The 20,331-nt window shown below is 72.4% G+C and carries 16 protein-coding genes and 1 pseudogene; 16 read left to right on the top strand and 1 reads right to left on the bottom strand.

All coding sequences use genetic code 11. The annotated features are described in order from the left end of the window. Nucleotides 1–89: 89 nt before the first annotated feature. The 3 genes from galT to ACS04_RS04775 all read left to right on the top strand — a co-directional run bounded on the left by galT (nt 90) and on the right by ACS04_RS04775 (nt 3,191). Nucleotides 90–1,139: a galactose-1-phosphate uridylyltransferase gene (gene galT / locus ACS04_RS04785; RefSeq protein ID WP_048475214.1), complete on the top strand. Its 1,050-nt coding sequence runs from the start codon at nt 90–92 to the stop codon at nt 1,137–1,139. Continuing rightward, nucleotides 1,136–2,278, top strand: a complete 1,143-nt coding sequence (gene galK, locus ACS04_RS04780) for a galactokinase (RefSeq protein WP_048475213.1) — start codon at nt 1,136–1,138, stop codon at nt 2,276–2,278. Before galT ends, galK begins: the two co-directional genes overlap by 4 nt. Nucleotides 2,279–2,387: 109 nt before the next feature. Further along, nucleotides 2,388–3,191 (top strand): DeoR/GlpR family DNA-binding transcription regulator, encoded by an 804-nt coding sequence (locus tag ACS04_RS04775; protein WP_048475212.1) that lies wholly within the window; start codon nt 2,388–2,390, stop codon nt 3,189–3,191. Nucleotides 3,192–3,239: 48 nt separating this feature from the next. On the opposite strand, the gene ACS04_RS04770 is transcribed toward ACS04_RS04775, so the two are convergent. After that, nucleotides 3,240–5,024, bottom strand: a complete 1,785-nt coding sequence (locus ACS04_RS04770) for a PucR family transcriptional regulator (RefSeq protein WP_167352569.1) — start codon at nt 5,022–5,024, stop codon at nt 3,240–3,242. 308 nt (nt 5,025–5,332) lie between these two features. Here ACS04_RS04770 and dnaK point away from each other — a divergent pair, with 308 nt between their 5' ends. The 13 genes and pseudogenes from dnaK to ACS04_RS37325 form a co-directional block, all read left to right on the top strand. Next, entirely contained in the window at nt 5,333–7,249 is a 1,917-nt protein-coding gene (gene dnaK, locus ACS04_RS04765; RefSeq protein WP_048475211.1) for a molecular chaperone DnaK, read from the top strand. 10 nt (nt 7,250–7,259) lie between these two features. Next, nucleotides 7,260–7,844, top strand: coding sequence for a nucleotide exchange factor GrpE (locus ACS04_RS04760; RefSeq protein ID WP_048475246.1), 585 nt, complete (start codon nt 7,260–7,262; stop codon nt 7,842–7,844). Nucleotides 7,845–7,850: 6 nt separating this feature from the next. Then, nucleotides 7,851–8,780 carry a DnaJ C-terminal domain-containing protein gene (locus ACS04_RS04755; RefSeq protein WP_048475210.1) on the top strand — a complete coding sequence of 310 codons (930 nt, stop codon included), beginning with the start codon at nt 7,851–7,853 and terminating at the stop codon, nt 8,778–8,780. Next, nucleotides 8,780–9,148 carry a chaperone modulator CbpM gene (locus ACS04_RS04750; RefSeq protein WP_078864414.1) on the top strand — a complete coding sequence of 123 codons (369 nt, stop codon included), beginning with the start codon at nt 8,780–8,782 and terminating at the stop codon, nt 9,146–9,148. Before ACS04_RS04755 ends, ACS04_RS04750 begins: the two co-directional genes overlap by 1 nt. Beyond that, nucleotides 9,139–11,778: an ATP-dependent chaperone ClpB gene (gene clpB / locus ACS04_RS04745; protein ID WP_048475209.1), complete on the top strand. Its 2,640-nt coding sequence runs from the start codon at nt 9,139–9,141 to the stop codon at nt 11,776–11,778. The genes ACS04_RS04750 and clpB overlap by 10 nt, the downstream gene beginning before the upstream one ends. After that, nucleotides 11,775–12,233 (top strand): thioredoxin, encoded by a 459-nt coding sequence (trxA, locus tag ACS04_RS04740; protein ID WP_048475208.1) that lies wholly within the window; start codon nt 11,775–11,777, stop codon nt 12,231–12,233. The genes clpB and trxA overlap by 4 nt, the downstream gene beginning before the upstream one ends. A gap of 121 nt (nt 12,234–12,354) precedes the next feature. Then, nucleotides 12,355–12,618 (top strand): UBP-type zinc finger domain-containing protein, encoded by a 264-nt coding sequence (locus ACS04_RS04735; protein WP_048475207.1) that lies wholly within the window; start codon nt 12,355–12,357, stop codon nt 12,616–12,618. Beyond that, nucleotides 12,618–14,372: an FAD-dependent oxidoreductase gene (locus tag ACS04_RS04730; protein ID WP_048475206.1), complete on the top strand. Its 1,755-nt coding sequence runs from the start codon at nt 12,618–12,620 to the stop codon at nt 14,370–14,372. The genes ACS04_RS04735 and ACS04_RS04730 overlap by 1 nt, the downstream gene beginning before the upstream one ends. Before the next feature lie 11 nt (nt 14,373–14,383). Next, a complete protein-coding gene (locus ACS04_RS04725; protein ID WP_048475205.1) occupies nt 14,384–15,517 on the top strand; it encodes a hypothetical protein in 1,134 nt (377 codons plus the stop codon). A 51-nt stretch (nt 15,518–15,568) separates the two neighbouring features. Continuing rightward, the gene (locus ACS04_RS04720; protein ID WP_048475204.1) at nt 15,569–17,743 is read left to right on the top strand and encodes an FUSC family protein; all 2,175 of its coding nucleotides are present in this window, start codon (nt 15,569–15,571) and stop codon (nt 17,741–17,743) included. Between the two features lie 463 nt (nt 17,744–18,206). After that, on the top strand, nt 18,207–18,632 hold the full coding sequence (locus ACS04_RS04715) for a nuclear transport factor 2 family protein (RefSeq protein WP_048475203.1): 426 nt from the start codon (nt 18,207–18,209) through the stop codon (nt 18,630–18,632). Then, complete coding sequence (locus ACS04_RS04710) at nt 18,629–19,477, top strand: NmrA family NAD(P)-binding protein (RefSeq protein ID WP_048475202.1); 849 nt, start codon at nt 18,629–18,631, stop codon at nt 19,475–19,477. Before ACS04_RS04715 ends, ACS04_RS04710 begins: the two co-directional genes overlap by 4 nt. A gap of 257 nt (nt 19,478–19,734) precedes the next feature. Further along, nucleotides 19,735–19,845 (top strand): annotated as a pseudogene (locus ACS04_RS37325) (hydrolase); the annotation flags it as partial. Between the last annotated feature and the right edge of the window lie 486 nt (nt 19,846–20,331).

The raw sequence follows: 20,331 nt of genomic DNA, 5'->3' as shown, positions 1-20,331 counted from the left end.
CGCTGCGCGCGGGGAGCGCGCGGTCCGGTGTGTCCGACACGGCCGATCACAGCAAACGCATCGCACACTGCGAGAGACGGGCAGTTTCCGTGAAGAAGACCACGACGCATCTCGCGGACGGCCGCGAACTGATCTACTTCGACCTCGACGGGAGCCCCGGCCGCGACACGGTCGACCGGCGCCCGCCGCAGCGCCTCGACAGCAGCCCGGAGCTGCGCCTGGACCCGGCCACGGGGGACTGGGTCGCGATCGCCTCGCACCGGCAGGGGCGAACCCACCACCCCCCGACCGACGCGTGCCCCCTGTGCCCGTCGGGCGACGGGCACAGCAGCGAGATACCGGCGGCGGACTACGACGTGGCCGTCTTCGAGAACCGTTTCCCCTCCCTGGCGGGGCGCTCCGGACGCTGCGAGGTCGTCTGCTTCACCCCCGAGCACGGAGCGAGCTTCGCCGATCTGACCGAGGAACGGGCCCGCCTCGTACTCGACGCCTGGACGGACCGCACCGAACGGCTGTCCGCCCTTCCCGGTGTCGAGCAGGTGTACTGCTTCGAGAACCGGGGAGCGGAGATCGGGGTCACCCTCGCGCACCCGCACGGCCAGATCTACGCCTTCCCGTTCGCGGCGCCGCGGACCGCCAAGATGGTCGCCGCCGCCGCCAGGCACCGGTCCGCCACCGGGGCGAACCTCTTCGACGAGCTGCTCGCCGAGGCCCGCGCCACCCCCGCGCGCCTGGTCCTGGCCGCAGAGCACTGGACGGCGTTCGTCCCGTACGCCGCCCGCTGGCCCTACGAGGTGCACCTCTACCCCCATCGGCGCGTTCGCGACCTCACCGGACTCACCGAGGCGGCGCGCGCCGAGTTCCCCGGGATGTATCTGGAACTGCTGCGCAGGTTCGACCGGCTGTTCCGCCGGGAAGGCGAGGCCGCGCAGGCGACCCCCACCCCCTATGTGTCCGCCTGGCACCAGGCGCCGAAGACGAGCGGCCGGGAACTGGCCCTGCACCTGGAGCTGTTCACGGTCCGCCGGTCGGCGGACAAGCTCAAATTCCTCGCCGGGGTCGAATCCGGCATGGACTCCTTCGTCAACGACATCGCCCCCGAGGCCGCGGCCCGGCGGCTGCGCGAGGTCGCGTCATGAGCCCGTACGAGGACACCTTCCGGCGCGTCTACGGCGCCCGCCCCGAGGGGGTCTGGGCAGCGCCCGGCCGGGTCAACCTGATCGGCGAGCACACCGATTACAACGACGGTCTCGCGCTTCCCGTCGCCATCCCGCAGAACACCCTGGTCGCGGCCCGGCGGCGGCAGGACGGGCGGCTGCGGCTGCACAGCGCCCAGGGCGACGGCCCGGTCGTCGATCTCGACGTGGACCGCCTGACCCCCGGAACCGTCACCACCTGGGGCGCCTACCCGGCAGGCGTCGTCTGGGCGCTGCGTGAGGCCGGACTCCGGCCCGGCGGAGCCGACCTCCACATCGAGAGTGCCGTGCCCATCGGCGCGGGCCTCTCCTCCTCCGCCGCCCTGGAGTGCGCGGTGGCCTTCGCCTACAACGACCTCTACGGGCTGGGCCTGGGCGCACTCGACCTCGCCCTGATGGCCCAGCGGGCGGAGAACGGCTTCGCCGGCGTGCCCTGCGGGGCCATGGACCAGGTGGCCTCCGCCTGCTGCGCCTCCGGCGCGGCCCTGTACCTGGACTTCCGCACCGGGGTCCACCAGCAGGTCCCCTTTGCCCCGCAGGCGCGGGGACTGAGCCTGCTGGTCGTCGACACCCGCGTGAAGCACGACCTCGGGGACGGCGCGTACGCGGCCCTGCGGGCGGGGTGCGAGCGGGCCGCCCGCCTGCTCGGCGTACCGGCCCTGCGCGACCTCGGCCCGGTGGACCTGCCCCGTACCGTGAGCGAGCTCCCCGCAAACCTCGCGCGCCTGGTCCGGCACGTCGTGACGGACAACGCACGCGTCACCGCGGCCGTCGCCCATCTGCGGGCCGGGCAGCCCGCGGCGCTGGGGCCCATCCTCTCGGAGGGCCACGCCTCGCTGCGCGACGACTTCCGGATCTCCTGTGCGGAGAGCGATCTCGCGGTGGAGACCGCGCTCGCCCACGGAGCGCTCGGGGCGCGCATGACCGGCGGCGGTTTCGGCGGCTCGGTCATCGTGCTGGCGCGGGAGCACCGGACGGAGGCGATCGGCGCCGCCGTCACCGCCGCGTTCCGTTCGGCCGGGTACCAGGTCCCGCACCTGTTCCCGGTCTCCCCGGCCGCCGGCGCCCGGCGCATCACATGAGTGGCCGGTGAGGCCGGAGTTCGGCGACGTAGACTGTTCGTTTATGAGGAATGCCGTGTGAACGCGAGCGGAGCACACGGACGGTACGCACGGGAGCGGGGACGAGAACGTGGCCGAAGCAGCGCGCCTTGCACCCCAGCGGAGGGCTCTGATCCTCGACATCGTGCGCCGTGACGGCGCCGTGCGCGTGGCCGATCTCGTGGAACAACTGGGCGTCTCGGACATGACCGTTCGCCGCGATCTGGACGTCCTCGCCCGCAGCGGCGCCCTGTCGAAGGTGCACGGCGGCGCTATCAGGGCCTCCGACACCACGGGGGACGAGCCGCCCTTCGAGACGAAGGCCGGCCTGGAGTCGCGGGCCAAGGCGGCGGTGGCAGAGGCCGCTTCGGCCCTCGTGAAACCCGGCAGCGTCGTCGCCATCTCGGGCGGTACGACGTCCTACGCGGTGGCGGCCCGGCTCCGGGACGTCCCCGGCCTGACGGTGGTCACCAACTCCCTCCCGGTCGCCGAGCTGCTGCGGCCCAGGGGAGCGGAGCCCGGCGCCAACCCCACCCTGCTGCTGACCGGAGGGGCGCCCACCAAGTCGGCCTCCCTGGTCGGCCCTCTGGCGGACCAGGCGATCCGCACCCTCCAGGTGGACCTGCTCGTCATCGGCGCGCACGGGGTGTCCGAGCGCGCCGGCGCCACGACGCCCAACCTCGCGGAAGCCCAGACCAACCGCGCCCTGATCGACTGCGCCACCCAGGTGGCCGTGGTCGCGGACCACACCAAATGGGGCGTCGTGGGCCTCAGCCGCTTCATCGGCCTCTCCGAGATCGACTACTTCGTCTCCGACGACGGCCTCGACGCCGAGGCGCGCGGTGTCCTCAGCGACTCGGTGGGCCGGCTGATCCTGGGCACCACGCAACCGTGACGCTCGACCCGCCGCGGGGCCCCGTGTGCCGTGGCCGCACCGCTGCGGTCAGCGCCGCCCGCCCAGGATGATCTTCCAGACGCGCGTTGCCACCTGGAGGTTGAGCCGGGTGTCGACATCCGCCAGGTCCCGGTCGCTGATCTCACGGATGCGCTGGAGCCGGTAGCGCAGGGTGCTGCGGTGGACCGTCAGCGCGGCGGCCGCATCGTCGTAATTGCCCCCGCAGTCGAAGTAGCGCGAGAGCGTCTCCACCAGCTCCGTGTCGTGCCGTGTGTCGTAGTCGATCAGCCGGCCGAGCCACTCCCGCACGAAGTCCTCGAGCTCCCGGAGATCGTTTCCGGGCCCCAGAATCCGGTACAGCCCGAGGTCGTCGAAGAAGGTCGTCCCGCTGTGCTGGCGGGAGTTCTGCCGCACCTCCAGGGCCCGCAGCGCCTCCTCGTAAGCGCGGGGAATGCCGTCCGGGGAGTCGCAGCGGGTACTCACCCCGATCGCTCCGTCGGGCGTTCCCAGCTCATGGGCCAGCGCCGTGTACACGGCGTCGTCGTCGGGCCTGGATTCGGTCAGCAGGATGACCCGGTCGCCGCGGCGGGTGATCAGCGGCGGGGTGGCCGAGCCCGCCGTGGCCTGTTCGACGGCGCGGGTGAAGGAGCTGATCGCGGCGTTGCCCGGCCAGTGCACCACGACCACGTAGTGGGTACGTCGCAGGTCGTGCCCGCACGCTTTGGCCCGGGCGCGGGCGCTCGTCTCCTCGGCGCCCTCCAGCAGGTCGTCCATCAGCTGACGGTGCAGCCGTACTTCGGCTTCGCTGAGTTCGCGCAGACGCAGCAGTTCCCGGGCGAGCGACCACTGGGCGTGATCGAGTGCGAACACGGTGTGCTCATCGGCTGTCGCCTCGGGGTCCTCGAGGGCGAGTACGCCGAGGAGGTCGCCGCGTGGCCGGGCCAGGGCGATCAGCCGGCCCTTGATTTTGACTGGCCCCGCCTCGCGTCCGGCCTGCCGCAACATCTCTTCCTGGTCGGTCGAGGACCGCACCGGATAGGGGTCGGGCCGGCCGGGGCCGGCCCAGGACCTCAGGTTTCCGAACCGGTCCTCGACGAGTGCCGACAGTCCGGTGAGCTCGTACAGCGCCTGGGTGATGGCGTCCTCACCGCCGCCCCGGGCGGCGACACGAGCGAGCGTCTCGTGCACGGTCTGCCGCAGCCGAGACTCGGAGCGCACGGCGTCCAGCTGCCGCAGTGCGGTGTCGCGCTCGGTGCGCAGTCGGCTCAGTTCACCGGCGTACTCGGAATGCGACGCGCGCGTGACCGTCAGTGACAAGGCCGCCGAGGTGAGCCCCACCAGGGACCCCAGCAGGAAGCGCCCCTGCTCGTCGGGCTCGGAGCGGGAGGAGATCAGGAGGCAGCCGAGCAGGCCGCCGACCCCGCGCAGCCCGAACGCCCAGGTCCATGGTCGCTCCGGAAGGGATACGGGGCCGTCTGCCTCGCCGAACCCCTTCATCAGTGCGTCGTCGACCGGCGGCTTCACCGGTGCGTCGTCGACCGCCGGCGCTCCCGCCTCCTGGCCGGGGACGCGGGACAGGCCGGCGGCCGTGGCGAGGTATCCGGCTTCGGCGTGGTAGGGACCGAGGGCGCTGACGTGCCCCATGGCCAACCGGACGATCTCACTCTGCTGCACGCAGGCGAACAGGGTGTGGGACAGCACGAGCAGCCCCTGTGGGTCCAGTGCCGCGAGGGGGCGGGCGTCCCGGTCGGGGCCCGCAGCGGAGCTCGGGTGGCGGGTCACTCCCTGGTCGGCGACGCGAAGGGGCAGCCTCCGTGACGGATGGCTGGCCATAGATCACTCCGTTTCTCCCCCGGCCATCGGGGGCGATCGGGCGATTCCCGGGATCCGCGCCCGACGGGCCCCGCGCACCCAGCCTAGGCGGAAAGCGTGACGTTTGTCCGAATTGATCCTTGTTCTCCCGGGTCGAGCGGTTCCTCGATTTCCGACCTGCCGGGCGCAGGCGGAGCACGCTGTCGCCTTGCCACCCTGGTCTCGTCAGGGCTCGCCGGGACGACTCCAGCATGAGCAGCGCGGCTCGGAAGAGCAGCGGCCCGCGCAGCGGTCCTGCCGTCACCCGAGCGAGTCGGAAGGAGTTCCTCATGGCCAAGGCAGTAGGCATCGACCTGGGCACCACGAACTCGGTGATCGCCGTCTGGGAGGGCGGTGAGTCGACGGTCATACCCAACAGCGAGGGCAACCGCACGACGCCGTCCGTGGTGGCCTTCACCGACACCGGCGAGCGCCTGGTGGGCCAGCTGGCCCGCCGCCAGGCGATCCTCAACCCCCAGGGCACCATCTACTCGGCCAAGCGGTTCATCGGCCGGCGCTTCGACGAGGTCTCCGAAGAGGCCAAGGCCGTCGCGTACGAGGTGGTCGCGGGAGACGGCGGCGCCGCCCGCTTCAAGGTGCGCGACAAGCTCTACGCTCCCGAGGAGATCAGCGCGCAGGTGCTGCGCAAGCTGGCCGACGACGCCTCCAAGCAGCTGGGCGAGCGGGTCACGGAGGCGGTCATCACGGTGCCCGCCTACTTCAACGACGCCCAGCGCACCGCCACCAAGGACGCCGGACGGATCGCCGGCCTGGAGGTGCTGCGGATCATCAACGAGCCGACCGCGGCCGCCCTCGCCTACGGCATGGACAAGAAGGAGCACGAGACCGTGCTCGTCTTCGACCTGGGCGGCGGCACCTTCGACGTCAGCATCCTCGACGTCGGCGACGGCGTGGTCGAGGTACGGTCCACGGCCGGCGACGGCCACCTCGGCGGCGACGACTTCGACCGCCGGCTGGTCGACCAGCTCGCCGACGGGTTCCAGAAGGAGAACGGCATCGATCTGCGCCAGGACCCGCAAGCGCTGCAACGCCTCTTCGAGGCTGCCGAGAAGGCCAAGACCGAGCTCAGTTCGGTGACCCAAGCACAGGTCAGCCTGCCGTTCATCACGGCCGACGCCGCCGGGCCCAAGCACCTGACCACCACGATCATGCGATCCACGTTCGAACAGATCACCGCCGACCTGGTGGAGCGCTGCCTCGGCCCGGTGCGGCAGGCGATGGACGACGCCAAGGTCAGCGACAACGACATCGACGAGGTCATCCTCGTCGGCGGCTCCACCCGCATTCCCGCCGTGCAGGCGCTGGTGCGCAGGCTGACCGGCGGCAAGGACCCCAACATGAGCGTCAACCCCGACGAGGTCGTGGCGAAGGGCGCCGCGATCCAGGCCGGGGTCCTCAAGGGCGAGGTCAAGGACGTCCTGCTGCTCGACGTCACCCCCCTGTCGCTGGGCGTGGAGACGCGCGGCGGCGTGATGACGAAGATCATCGAGCGGAACACCACCATCCCGGTGCGCCGCACCGAGACCTTCTCCACCGCCGAGGACAACCAGCCCGCCGTCGACGTCGTCGTCCTCCAGGGCGAGCGCGAGCGGGCAGCCGACAACCGGGTCCTGGGCCGCTTCCAGCTCACCGACATCCGCCCCGCGCCGCGCGGAGAGGCGCAGATCGAGGTCACCTTCGACGTCGACGCCAACGGCATCCTCAACGTCACCGCGCGCGACAAGGACACCGGGAAGGAACAGGGCATCACCATCAGCGAGAGCTCCAACCTCGACAGCAGCGAGGTTGAGCGGATGGTCCAGGAGGCCGAGAGCAACCGCGGCCAGGACCAGGCCCTGCGCGAGGCGGTCGATGCGCGCAACGAACTGGACGCCATCGCCTACCAGGTCGAAAAGCGCCTGGACGAGCTCGGCGACGCCGCGCCCGCACATGAGAAGGCCCGCGCCGAGATGCTGGTGGCGGAGGCCCGCGAGGCCGTCAAGAACGAGGCCGGGGTGGACAAGGTCCGGCCGCTGGCGTCCGAACTCCAGCAGGTCTTCGCCGGACTCGCGGCCCACCAGGCCGGAGCCGCCGCAGGCGGTCCGACGGATGCCGGATCACCCGACGGATCCGCTGCCGGCGGGTCCGCGCCGGGCGGCGCCGGGGACGACGACGATGTGATCGACGCCGAGTTCGACAAGGGCTGAGGTGGCGGCCATGCCCATACCGCCCCGGGACCGAGAGCCCGACCCGACGCCGGAAGGCGCCGTACAGCCGCCGTTCGGGGACCTCGCGCAACCCGGGCCGCCGACGGTGGAAGCGGAGCCGGGGCCGGACGCCGCGACCGGCACCGCAGCCCCCGAGGACGAGTACGCGGCCGCGCTGCGCGAGGCCGAGGACCGCTGGCGGCGCGCCCTGGCCGACGCCGACAACCTGCGCAAACGCCATGTCAGGGAGCTGGAGCGGGTGGCCGCGGCCGAACGTGCCCGGACGGCTGCGGCCTTCCTGCCCGTCATCGACAACCTGGAACTGGCCCTGAGCCACGCCGGGGCCGACCCCGGTGCGATCGTCGAAGGCGTCCGCGCCGTGCGCGACCAGGCCGTCGACGTCCTGGAGCGGCTGGGCTATCCGCGCCACGCGGAGACGGGCGTGCCGTTCGACCCGGCCCGGCACGAGGTGGTCGCGGTGGTCCAGGATCCCGACGCCGAACCGAACACCGTGGTCCAGGTCGTGCGACCCGGTTACGGGGACGCCGAGGGGCAGCTGCGGCCCGCCGCCGTGACCGTCGCGAAGCGGGAGTGAGCGTCCATGGCACGCGACTTCTACGAGGTGCTCGGCGTTCCGCGCACCGCCGACCGGGACGAGATCCAGCGGGCCTATCGCGCCCTGGCCCGCAGGTACCACCCGGACGTCAACAAGGACCCGCAGGCGGAGGACCGGTTCAAGGAGGTCAACGAGGCCTTCAGCGTCCTGTCCGACCCGGAGCAGCGAGCCCGGTACGACCGCTTCGGCGAGGACTTCCGCCAGATCCCGGAGGACTGGGAGGAGCGGGTCGCCGCGGGCGCCGGCGGCGGCTCCGGGTGGCCCGGCGGCGGCGGTCCCCGCGTGCGGTACTCCACGTCGGGCTTCGGGGGCGAGGGGGTCGACGTCGAGGACCTGTTCGGCTCGCTGTTCGGCGGCGCCGGGCGGACCCGCGTGCCCGGCGCCGACCAGGAGGCCGAGCTGCCGCTCACCGTCGAGGAGGCGTACCGGGGCGGCCGTCGTACGGTCACCCTGGCCGGGCCCGGCGGGCAGCGGCGCTACCAGGTCGACGTCCCGCCCGGCACCACCGACGGCCAGCGCATCCGGCTGGCCGGTGAGGGCGGGCGCGGAAGCGGCGAGGACGCCCCCGCCGGGGACCTGTACCTGCGGGTGCGGATCCAGCCGCACCCCGAGTTCCGCCTCGAAGGCCGGAACGTCCACGTGAAGCTGCCGGTCACACCGTGGGAGGCGGCGCTGGGCGCGACCGTGCCGGTGCGCACGCCGAGCGGTGCCACGGCCAAGGTGACCGTGCCCGCCGGATCCTCCAGCGGGCGGCGCCTGCGGCTGCGCGGCGAGGGCATGCCGGGCCCGCGCGGCGTGAACGGAGACCTGTACGCGGAGCTGCGGATCATGGTGCCGCCCCGCCTGACCGACCGGGAGCGCGAGCTGATGGAAGAACTCGCCGCTGTCTCCTCCTTCGACCCCCGGAGGACCTGATGACCGACCGACCGGCCGAGGGCCGCCCGTCCGACACCCGCACGACCGAGGTGGGCGTGCAGTACGCGATCGTGCCCGTGCCCGGGCTCTCCCTGGACACCGTGGCCCGCCGCTCGGGCCTCCATCCCGACCTGATCCGTCGGTTCGTCGCCCTCGGACTGGTGGACGCCGCTCGTGACGCCTCCGGTCGGCTGGTGTTCGCCCCCGCGGCCCCGGCCGCCCTGGCCCGCGTCCAGCGGTTGCGCATCGGGCTGTGCCTGAACTACGCGTCCCTCGCTCTGGTGCTCGACCTGCTCGACCGCATCAGCTTGCTCGAAGCCGCGCTGCGGCGCGCAGGCGTGAGGAGTGATCTACCACCATGGACATGAACCGCCTGACCCAGAAGTCACAGGAAGCCCTGCAGGAAGCCCAGAGCATCGCCGGCCGCCTTGGCCACACCGAGGTCGACGGCGAACATCTGCTGCTCGCCCTCCTCGACCAGGAGGAGGGGCTGATCCCGCGGCTGCTGCAGCGGTCGGGCACCGAGCCGGAGGGGCTGCGCGCGGCCGTACGCGGGGAGCTCTCCCGCCGGCCCAAGGTGACCGGCCCGGGCGCGGCGCCCGGCCAGGTCTTCGTCACCCAGCGCCTGTCCCGGCTGCTGGACGAGGCGGAACGGGAGGCCAAACGCCTCAAGGACGAGTACGTGTCCACGGAACACCTGCTCCTGGCCCTGGCCGAGGAGGGCTCGGCGACCACCGCCGGACGCCTGCTCAAGGAGCACGGCGTCACGCGGGACTCCTTCCTCGGCGCGCTCACCCAGGTCCGCGGCAACCAGCGCGTGACCTCCGCCAACCCCGAGGTGGCCTACGAGGCCCTGGAGAAGTACGGCCGCGACCTGGTCGCCGAGGCCAAGTCCGGGCGGCTCGACCCGGTCATCGGCCGGGACGCCGAGATCCGCCGCGTCACCCAGATCCTCAGCCGAAAGTCCAAGAACAACCCCGTCCTGATCGGCGACCCCGGCGTCGGCAAGACCGCCATCGTCGAGGGTCTCGCCCAGCGCATCGTCCGCGGGGACGTGCCCGAAGGACTGCGTGACAAGGTCGTCTTCGCCCTCGACATGGGCTCCTTGGTCGCCGGCGCCAAGTACCGCGGTGAGTTCGAGGAACGCCTGAAGGCCGTCCTCAGCGAGGTCAAGGCCGCCCAGGGGCAGATCCTGCTCTTCGTCGACGAACTGCACACCGTCGTGGGGGCGGGCGCCGCCGAAGGGGCCATGGACGCGGGCAACATGCTCAAGCCGATGCTCGCGCGCGGCGAACTGCACATGATCGGCGCCACCACCCTGGACGAGTACCGCAAGTACATCGAGAAGGACGCCGCCCTCGAACGCCGCTTCCAGCAGGTCGTGGTCGACGAGCCGAGCGTCGAGGACACCATCTCGATCCTGCGCGGACTGCGCGAACGCCTGGAGGTCTTCCACGGCGTGAAGATCCAGGACACCTCCCTGGTTTCCGCGGCCACCCTCAGCCACCGCTACATCACCGACCGGTTCCTGCCCGACAAGGCCATCGACCTCGTCGACGAGGCCTGCGCCCGGCTGCGTACCGAGATCGACTCGATGCCCGCCGAACTCGACGAGATCACCCGTCGCGTGACCCGCCTGGAGATCGAGGAAGCCGCCCTGTCCAAGGAGAGCGACCCCGCCAGCAAGGCCCGCCTGGAGGAACTGCGCAAGGAACTGGCCGACCTGCGCGGCGAGGCCGACGCCAAACAGGCCCAGTGGGAGGCCGAACGGCAGGCCATCCGCCGCGTGCAGGAACTGCGCCAGGAACTGGAGCAGGTCCGCCACGACGCCGAGGAGGCCGAACGCGCCTACGACCTCAACCGCGCCGCCGAACTGCGCTACGGCCGCCTGCGGGACCTGGAGCGCCGGCTCGCCGCGGAGGAGGAGCAACTGGCCTCCAAACAAGGCGGTAACCGGCTGCTGCGCGAGGTCGTCACCGAGGAGGAGATCGCCGAGATCGTCGCCGCCTGGACCGGCATCCCCGTCACCCGCCTCCAGGAGGGCGAACGCGAGAAGCTGCTGCGCCTCGACGAGATCCTGCGCGAGCGCGTCGTCGGCCAGGACGAGGCCGTCAAGCTGGTGGCCGACGCCATCATCCGCGCCCGCTCCGGCATCCGCGACCCTCGCCGCCCCATCGGCTCGTTCGTCTTCCTCGGTCCCACCGGCGTCGGCAAGACCGAGCTGGCCAAGACCCTCGCCCGGGCCCTGTTCGACTCCGAGGAGAACATGGTCCGCCTCGACATGAGCGAGTACCAGGAGCGGCACACCGTCAGCCGGCTCATGGGCGCACCTCCCGGATACGTCGGCTACGAGGAGGGCGGCCAGCTCACCGAGGCCGTGCGCCGCAAGCCGTACTCGGTCGTGCTGTTCGACGAGATCGAGAAGGCGCACACCGATGTCTTCAACACCCTGCTGCAGGTCCTCGACGACGGGCGCATCACCGATGCCCAGGGCCGCACGGTGGACTTCCGCAACACCGTGATCATCATGACGTCCAACATCGGCTCCGAGCACCTCCTCGACGGAGCCACCGCCGAGGGGGAGATCAAGCCGGAGGCCCGGGCGCTGGTCATGGGCGAGCTGCGCGGGCACTTCCGGCCGGAGTTCCTCAACCGCGTCGACGACATCGTGCTGTTCAAGCCGCTCGGCGAGCGGCAGATCGAGCGGATCGTGGAGCTGCAGTTCGACGAACTGCGGCGGCGGCTCGCGGAACGCCGCATCACCGTCGAACTCACGTCGGCAGCACTTGAGTTGATCGCACATGAGGGCTACGACCCGGTATACGGGGCGCGGCCGCTGCGGCGCTACATCTCCCACGAGGTCGAGACACTGGTCGGGCGCGCCCTGCTGCGCGGCGACGTCCAGGACGGCGCGACCATCCGCGTCGACGCCGAACACGGAGAGCTGGCCGTCGTCTACGACCAGCCGGAGGACGCCCGGGAAGCGAGGGCGGCGTGAACACCACCCGGATGACGACGGTGACCTGCCCGAACTGCGGGCGCGCCAACCGGATCCCCGTGGCCGCCGAGGGGCGTCCCAAGTGCGGCCACTGCAAGCAGGCCCTGCCCTGGATCGTCGACGCGGGCGACGACGACTTCGCCGAGATCGCGGAACGCGCCACCCAGCCCGTCGTCGTCGACCTCTGGGCCACCTGGTGCGGCCCCTGCCGCATGGTCAGCCCCGCTCTCGAACAGGTCGCCCGCGACCTGGCCGGACGGATCAAGCTCGTCAAGGTCGACGTGGACCAGAACCCGCGGCTCAGCGGGCGGTTCGAGGTACAGGCGGTGCCGACCCTGCTCGTCCTGGACCGGGGCGAGACGGTCGCCCGACAGGCCGGAGCGGCGCCCGCGCACGTCCTGCGCTCCTGGGTCGAGCAGGCGATGGCGGGCCGGCAGACCGCCGGGGGAGGCTGAACACGATGGGCCGGCCACCGCCGGTCACCCACCGACCCGGCCCCGACGCGGCTGCGCCGACGGACGAGGAGACCGGCGCGGGCCGCGGCGGAGCGGTCCCCGCCACGCAAGGAGAGTTCTCATGGCCATGACCCCCGACCCGCACCTGGCGATGGTGCGCCCGGTGACACCGCGGACCCCGCAAGGGTGCGAGGAGTGCCTGAGGGTGGGTTCCCCGTGGGTGCACCTGCGGCTCTGCCTCACCTGCGGGCACATCGGCTGCTGCGACTCCTCGCCCCTCAAGCACGCGAGGCGCCACGCCGGCAGCATCGGTCACCCGATCGTGCAGTCGTTCGAGCCCGGAGAGGACTGGCGCTGGTGCTACGTCGACGAGGCCGTGGTCTGATGAGCACGGCCGAGCACGAGCAGAGTGCGGTCCGCGAGACACCGGACCTGCACGGGGCGTTCCCCCGCCTGACACCGGAGCAGCTCCAGGTCCTGGCCGCGCACGGAGAGCGGCGCGGGACCACCGCGGGCGAGGTGCTGTACCGCGAGGGCGAGCCGTTCCGGGAGTTCCTCGCGATCCTCAGCGGAACCGTCGAGATCGTCCAGGATCACGGCGGCCCCGAGGAGCGCACGGTGGCGGTGCACGGACCCGGCAGATTCCTGGGTGAGCTCGCCCTGCTGGAGGGCGAGGCGGCGTTCGACACCGCCGTGGTGCGCGAGGCCGGCGAGATCCTCGCCGTACCGGTGGAGCGGCAACGCGCCCTGGTCGGGCGCGATCCGGTCCTCGGCGACCTGATCCTCCGCGCCTACCTGGGGCGCAGGTACCTGCTCATCGGTCTCGGGGCCGGCTTCCGGATCCTGGGCTCCTGCTATTCGCCGGACACGCTGCGGCTGCGTGAGTTCGCCGCCCGCAACCGGCTTCCCCACCGCTGGGTGGACCTGGAGCAGGACAAGGAGGCGGAGGCGCTCCTGCGCCGGTTCGCCATCCGCCCCGAGGACACTCCGGTGGTCATCTGGAAGGGCGAGCGGGTGCTGCGCAACCCGAGCAACGCCGAACTCGCCCGGCTCATCGGGCTGCCCGCCCCCTCGCCGGAGGCGGACCACTGCGACGTGATGGTGGTGGGCGCGGGCCCCGCCGGGCTCGCCGCCGCCGTGTACGGGGCCTCCGACGGGCTCAGCACGATCACCGTCGAGGCCGTGGCCACCGGAGGCCAGGCCGGTACCTCGTCCCGCATCGAGAACTACCTCGGCTTCCCCTCGGGCATCTCCGGTGGCGAACTCATGGAACGCGCCGTGCTCCAGGCCCACAAGTTCGGCGCCCGGCTCATGGTGTCGGCCCAGGTCAGCGGGCTCACCCCGCAGGACGGCGAGTACCTGGTCACCTTCACGGACGGGGCCACGACCCGGGCCGGCGCCGTGGTGCTCGCCTCGGGCGTGTGGTACCGCCGGCTGGAGGTGCCCGGCATCGACCGGCTGGAGGGCATCAGCGTCTACTACGCGGCGACCGTCCACGAGGCCAGTCTCTGCCAGGCGGATCCGGTCGCCGTGGTCGGCGGCGGGAACTCCGCCGGGCAGGCGGCGCTGTTCCTCGCGAACCACGCGTCCAGGGTCCACCTCCTCGTCCGGGGCGGTGACCTCAACGCCGACATGTCGCGCTACCTGGTGGACCAGGTGGAACGGCATCCGAAGATCGAGGTGCTGCTCCGTACCGAGGTCAGGGAAGTCAGCGGGGAGCAGAAGCTGGAGTCGCTGATGGTGGAGGACAGCGCGAGCGGTGAGCGCCGGGAACTGCGGGCGGCGGCCCTGTTCGTGTTCATCGGAGCCCGGCCGCGCACCGACTGGCTCAGGGGCGTGGTGGCCCTGGACGAGAAGGGCTTCGTCCTCACCGGCGCCGACGCCCACGCCGCGGCCGACGCGAGCCGGTGGGACTCGCTCGGCCGTGGTCCGCTGCTCCTGGAGACCACCCTTCCCGGAGTCTTCGCCGCCGGCGACGTCAGGAGCGGCTCGGTCAAACGGGTGGCCTCGGCAGCCGGTGAGGGTGCCATCGCGATCCGCCTCGTACACGAGCACCGGGGGAACACGGGCAACCTCGTCCGCACCGCCGGACGTGAGGGGTCCCGTCCGGTGACGGGCCGACCCGTGTCCCGGAGCTGACGGGCCCGGTCATGCGGATGTCGCCCGAGGACATGACGGTCGTGGCTCTCCTGGCGGATCCGGACGCGCCCACGGAAATCGCGCAGCGCATGGCCCGGATGCTGCCCGCACGGCTCGCCGAGAAGTCAGGGCCGGGGCGACGGTTCGAGGTCGAGGTGGTCAGTGAGCCCTTCACCGCGGCGACGGAGGACGTGCCCACCTTGATGCGCCGCATCATCGACCGCGCAAGAGCGGAGGACTGGGACGTCGTCGTGGCCCTCACCGACCTTCCGCTGCACTCGAACGGACTCAAGCTCGTCGTGGATCTGAGCCACGAACACGGCCTGGCGCTGCTGTCCCTCCCCGCCCTGGGCGGCTTGCGCCTGCAGGCGAGGGCCCAACGGGTCGTGGAGGAAGCCGTGCTCGGCCTGGCGGACGCGCGGAGCGCCGGGGCCGGGGGAGCTCCGCGGAGCCGGGCCGACCTGGGGCCCTTCGCCAGTCGTCTCGCGCCCGTCCGCCGGGGCCCGATCGGCGAGCGGGAGACCGCCGATCTCCGGTACGTCGTCAGCGGGGCGCGCGGCAACGTGCGGGTGCTCCTCGGCATGGTCCGCGCCAACCGGCCCTGGCGGCTGGTGCCGGGCCTGTCGAAAGCCCTGGCCGCCGCACTCGCCACGGGAGCGGTCGCCACCGTGAACTCCACCGTCTGGACCCTGGCCGAGACCCTGAGCGCGCCGCGCCTCGTGATCGCCACGGTCGGCTCCGTCGCGCTCATGATCGGCTGGCTTATCGTGGACGCGGAGCTGTGGCACCGGTCGGCGGAGAGCTCGCCCGAGGCGAGGCAGCGGGCGCGGCTCTACAACGCCTCGACGGTCTTGACCGTGGGCATCGGGGTACTCGTCTGCTACGCGGGCCTGATGGTCGTCAACTGGGTGTGGGCGCTGTTCATCCTCAACGGCGAGGCGTTCGCTTCCGTGACTCGGACCCCCCTGCACGCCGCGGAGTACGTGAGGCTGTCCTGGTTCGTCGCCTCGGTCGCCACCGTGGGCGGCGCGCTGGGATCGGGCCTGGAGAGCGACGACGCGATCCGGGCAGCCGCCTACTCCAAGCGCGAACAGGAACGTCGCCACACGCTCCGGGACGACCCCGGTGACCAGCCCGCGAAGTGAGGCGGAGCGCTCGACGCGCCCCGGCAGGGCGCTCCGGCCAGGCGCGCACCCATGAGCTGGCTGCGGGCCCTCAGGGAGGTCGTGCGCTCCGGGCTCACGATCGAGGAGACGCGGCTGGAGCCCCTGCTCGCGCTCCGCACGGCCGCCGGGGTGGCCATCGTGGTCGGGCCGATGCTGTGGCTGGTTTCCCCCGCGTACGCCGCCTCCGCCGCCCTCGGTGCCTACTCCGCGGGTGCGGCCACCTTCCAGCGCACCTGGCGTCCCCGCAAGGTGATCGCCCTCGGCGCGGGCGCGGGCCTGGCCTTCAGCACCTTCGTCGGCTACCTGGCGGCGGGGCGACTCGTGACCTTCCTCCCGCTGCTGGCCGTCTGGGCCTTCGCCGCGGGAATGGCATGGGCCCTCGGGTCGACCGCCGGGATCGTCGCGGCGACGACGGTCGGCAGCCTGCTGGTGACCGTCACCCTGCCGACGAGCGTCGGGCGAGCCCTGGAACACGCCGGGGTCATCGCGCTCGGCGGAGTGGCGCAGGCCCTGCTCATCCTGCTGTTCCCGATCCGCCGCTGGGGGGCGCACCGCGACGCGCTCGCCGACGCCCTGGCCGCCGTCGCGGACCACGCCCGCCGGCTGCGCCACGACCCGGTCGCCCCGTTCGACCCGGCTCCCTTGATGACGGCCAGGGACGCGGCCGCCGTGACGCCGTCACAGGCCCGCACCCGCCCTGCGGTCCTGCACGGCCCGCGGGGCCTCGCCGAGCGCATTCTGCCGGTCCTCGCCGCGCTCGCCGACCCCGACGTCGGCGCCCCGGCGGAGGGACCCGGGCGGGACCGCGCTCGGGAACTGCTCGACGCGGCCGCCCACGTCCTGGACGCGGCCGCCCGCTCGATCCGCCGCGGCACTCCCGCCGAGGTGCCGCCCGGGAGCGCGGACGTCCTGCGCATCGACGAGGAGCACGAGGTGCTGGAGGGGCCCGCCCGGCAGGCCGCCGAACGGCTCGTGGAACTGCTCGCCGAGGCGCTGGAGATCGCCCGCAGCGGTGGTGCGCCCGACGAGGCCCCTGCGCCGTCCGGCCCCGCGCGCGCCCAGTTCCTGGTGCGCCCGACCATGTTGCGACTGCTCCCGGTCGTCGTCGAAGCGGTCCGCCATGAGTTGCGCCGGGACTCGCCCGTGTTCCGGCACGCCGTCCGCCTGGTGGCCGTCGCCACGCTCGGCTACCTCATCGCTTCCCGGCTGCCCGTGGGCCACGGCTACTGGGCGCCCATGGCCTCGGTGATGGTGATGCGGCCCGACTTCCACCTGACGTACGCGCGAGCGGTGGGACGGCTCGCCGGGACCCTGGCGGGGGTAGCGCTCGCCACCGGGATCGTGCAGGCCCTGGGCCCGGACGCCCATGTGTCCGGCGCGCTGGCGGTGGTCTCGGCGGCCCTGTCGTACACGCTGATCCGCACCGGCTACGCCTACTCCCAGTGCTTCACCGCCGCGTACGTCGTCTTCCTGCTCGGCATGGGCGGCCAGGCATGGGAGCAGACGGTCCCGGAGCGGGTGGTGCTCACCCTGCTCGGCGGGTCCCTGGCGATGCTGGCGTACGTGGTGTTCCCCGCATGGGAGACCCCCCGGCTGCCGGGCCGGCTCGCGGACTGGCTCGCCGCCGACGGCCGCTACGCGGCCGCGGTGCTCCGCGGCTACGCCGAACCGACCCGGGAACACCGCGCCGACATGCGCACGGCCCTGCTGGCCAGCAGGGAGGCACGGGCCGCCTGGCAGGAAGCCTACGACCAGGCGAGGCAGGAACCGGTCCGTCCCCGAGGCCTGACATCGCGCGAGGCGCAGGAGGCACAGGAGGCGCTCACGCGGTTCGACCGTGCGGCGATGCTCATGGAGAGCCATGTCCCGCGGGCCGGCGGCCGTTCCGCCCCCGAGGCGGAGCGGCTCGCCGCGGCCCTGGAGGCGGACACCGCGCAGGCGGCACTCGACGTACGCGAGCACAGGAACCCGGACTGGGGGCGCGTGGAGGAGACGCTCCACGCGTGGGAGGGCGCTGACGGGGACCGGAACCCGGTGGTGCGGCGCGAGGCGGAACTGCAGAAGCGGGCCCTGGAGGACCTCGCGACGGCCGTGAGCCGCACACCCCTGGAACGGGACGTTGGCTCCGCTCGCGAGGAGCAGCGGGTTCGGGCGGCCGTGGCCGCGGAGGGCGCCGGAACGGGGCCCGCACACCGGGACGGGTGACGGCGCCGCCGACGGGGCAGTGCCGCGCCCCCTGTCCAGTGCGCGAGCGGGCGAGAGCCGCCCGGCCCCGGTTCTGCACCGGGGCCGGGCGGAGCGTTCGGACGGTTCGGGGCCGTCCTGCGCGTTGACGGCGCGGGCTGACTGGTCCACGCGTGCCGCTGGAACCACCGTAGCCCTCCGTACGGACTCCGGAGCGTGGAGTACTCGTGTGGGTGAGGGCCGAGCGTGACGACTGCCGCGGTCGCCAGGGCGGCCGTCATACCGGTGGACCGGGAGAGAGGCGGTTCCGCCCGGGCCCGCGACGGCTGGGCTCCCGGTGCCGGGGCGATGTTCTCCGGTGTGCGGGCCTGGGCCGGCGACCCGGGATTGCCAAACGGACCGCCGGTCCGTATGTTTGCGCCCATACGGACCGACGGTCCGATTTTCTTCGCCGCACCCTTCGTTCGGAACGGAATCCTCGATCGTGAGCATGCCCATGACGCCTGCGGAGCTGTACCGCCACGGCCTGCAACTGCTGCTGGAGAAGGACATCCCCGGCTGGGTGGAGCTGTGGGACGAGGGCGGAGTCCTCGAGTTCCCCTTCGCGCCCGAGGGCTGGCCCGGAAAGCTGGAGGGCAAGGCCGCGGTCGGGGCGTACATGCGCCACTACCCCGACCACGTCGACCTCCACGACTTCCCCGAGGTGACCGTTCACCGGACGACGGTCCCCGAGACGATCGTGGTGGAGATGCGCGGGGTCGGCCGCCTGGTTCAGAGCGACAGCCCTTTCGACATGACCTACATCGCCGTGGTCACGGTCAAGGACGGGCTCATCACCTCTTACCGCGACTACTGGAACCCCCTCGCCGTGTCGCAGCCCGGCGCCGACTTCCGGGGAGCGAACCGATGAGGCCCACCGGCGCCACCCTGGTCATCGGAGCCACCGGCACCACCGGCAGCCGCGTCGCCGCGGGCCTCGCCGCCCGGGGGATCCCGGTCAGGGCGGCCAGCAGGAAGGCCACCCCGGTCGAGGGCGCGCAGGCCGTGCGCTTCGACTGGAACGAGGACGCCACCTGGGGCGATGCCCTGGCCGGCGTCGGCCGCCTCTACCTCGTGCCGCCCATCGGTTCCCCCGACCCGGCCGCGGTCATGCTGCCCTTCCTCCGCAGGGCCCGCGAGGGCGGCGTCCGCCGCGCGGTGCTGCTCAGCTCCTCCGCGATCCCCGCGGGCGGCCCGGCCGTGGGACAGGTCCACGCGGAACTCCCGGGCCTGTTCGGGGAATGGGCGGTGCTGCGGCCGTCCTGGTTCATGCAGAACTTCGCCGGCCACACCCCGCACGCGCGCAGCATCCGCGACGAGGGCGCCATCCGGACGGCCTCGGGGCAGGGCCGGGTCGGGTTCGTCGACGCCGCCGACATCGCCGCCGTCGCCGTCCGCGCCCTGACCGACGAGAAGGCGCCCAATGCCGATCCGGTCCTGACCGGCCCGCAGGCACTGAGCTACGACGAGGTCGCCGCAATCCTCACCGAGGTCACCGGCCGGCCGGTCGCCCACCGGCACCTGACCTTCGAGGAGCTGCGCGACCGCTGGGCGGCCGAGATCCCGCTGGAGTTCGCCACCATGCTGGCCGCCATGGACCGAGCCATCGCGGAGGGCGCGGAGGACCGTACCTCGGACTCCGTCCGGCGCCTGACGGGCCGCGACCCGGGCACCCTGCGCGCCTTCGCCGAGCGGGAGCTGCGGCCGAGCAGCTGACGTTCCACGGCGGCCACCTGCGATCGTTCGCGGTGGCGGGGATCGGGCAGGGGCGGGAAGTCGCGGAGGCGATCGGGGACAGGGTACGAACTTGACCAGCGGACAGGGACGTACGGACTCCGTGATCGATGGTGCGCCGTGGTGTCAGCCCCCGTGCGCAGGGGGCAACCCGGCCGGTTCGGTCGCTCGTAGCTTCCAGGAGTGCCGGGTCGCGACACGCGACGGGCGCGCTACCGACAGCTCCGAAAGGACCCCTCATGTTCGACATCGCCAAGGTGCAGGCCGCTCCGAGCGAGGACCTGCTCACGCCCGACAACGCGGTCATGCTCTTCGTGGACCACCAGCCGCAGATGTTCTCCGCCTGGGGCATGCTCGGCACCGAGGTCCGCCGCGACCTCACCCGCCAGTTCTTCACCCCGGGCGCTGACCTGGACGGCGTCGTGTGGGGCAGCGACGGGCAGTCAACCTACACACGCGGGCCGGCAGCCCATGATGCGCCCATGCGCCCTCTTCACGGCGCGTCAATGGGCGCGTGGGCGATTCCCGGGGCTCCGTACGAATCCTGGCCCGATATCTGGACCGTGACTGACCCGGGACGACCGCCAGATGGACGTAGTTCTCACAGGGAGTATCTGTTCGATTTCAGCAGGCGTCCGAGGTGAAGGGGGCGCCCAAAGCCCAATGGCCGCTCCAGGCACCCGGTTTGAGTGTCTAGAAGAAGCCGAGCTTCTTGGGGGAGTAGCTGACCAACACGTTCTTCGTCTGCTGGTGGTACAGCACCTGCACCCGCCCCGACCAGTGAAAACGATGGTACGGACGGCTCTTTGGAGGGCGCTGGTCCGGAAATGGTCCGG

The sequence above is a fragment of the Streptomyces roseus genome (assembly GCF_001044425.1).
GTDB classification, from domain to species: Bacteria; Actinomycetota; Actinomycetes; order Streptomycetales; family Streptomycetaceae; genus Streptomyces; species Streptomyces roseus.
The sequence above is the reverse complement of the archived record's forward strand: the minus strand, read 5'-3'. Positions and strand labels throughout refer to the sequence as shown.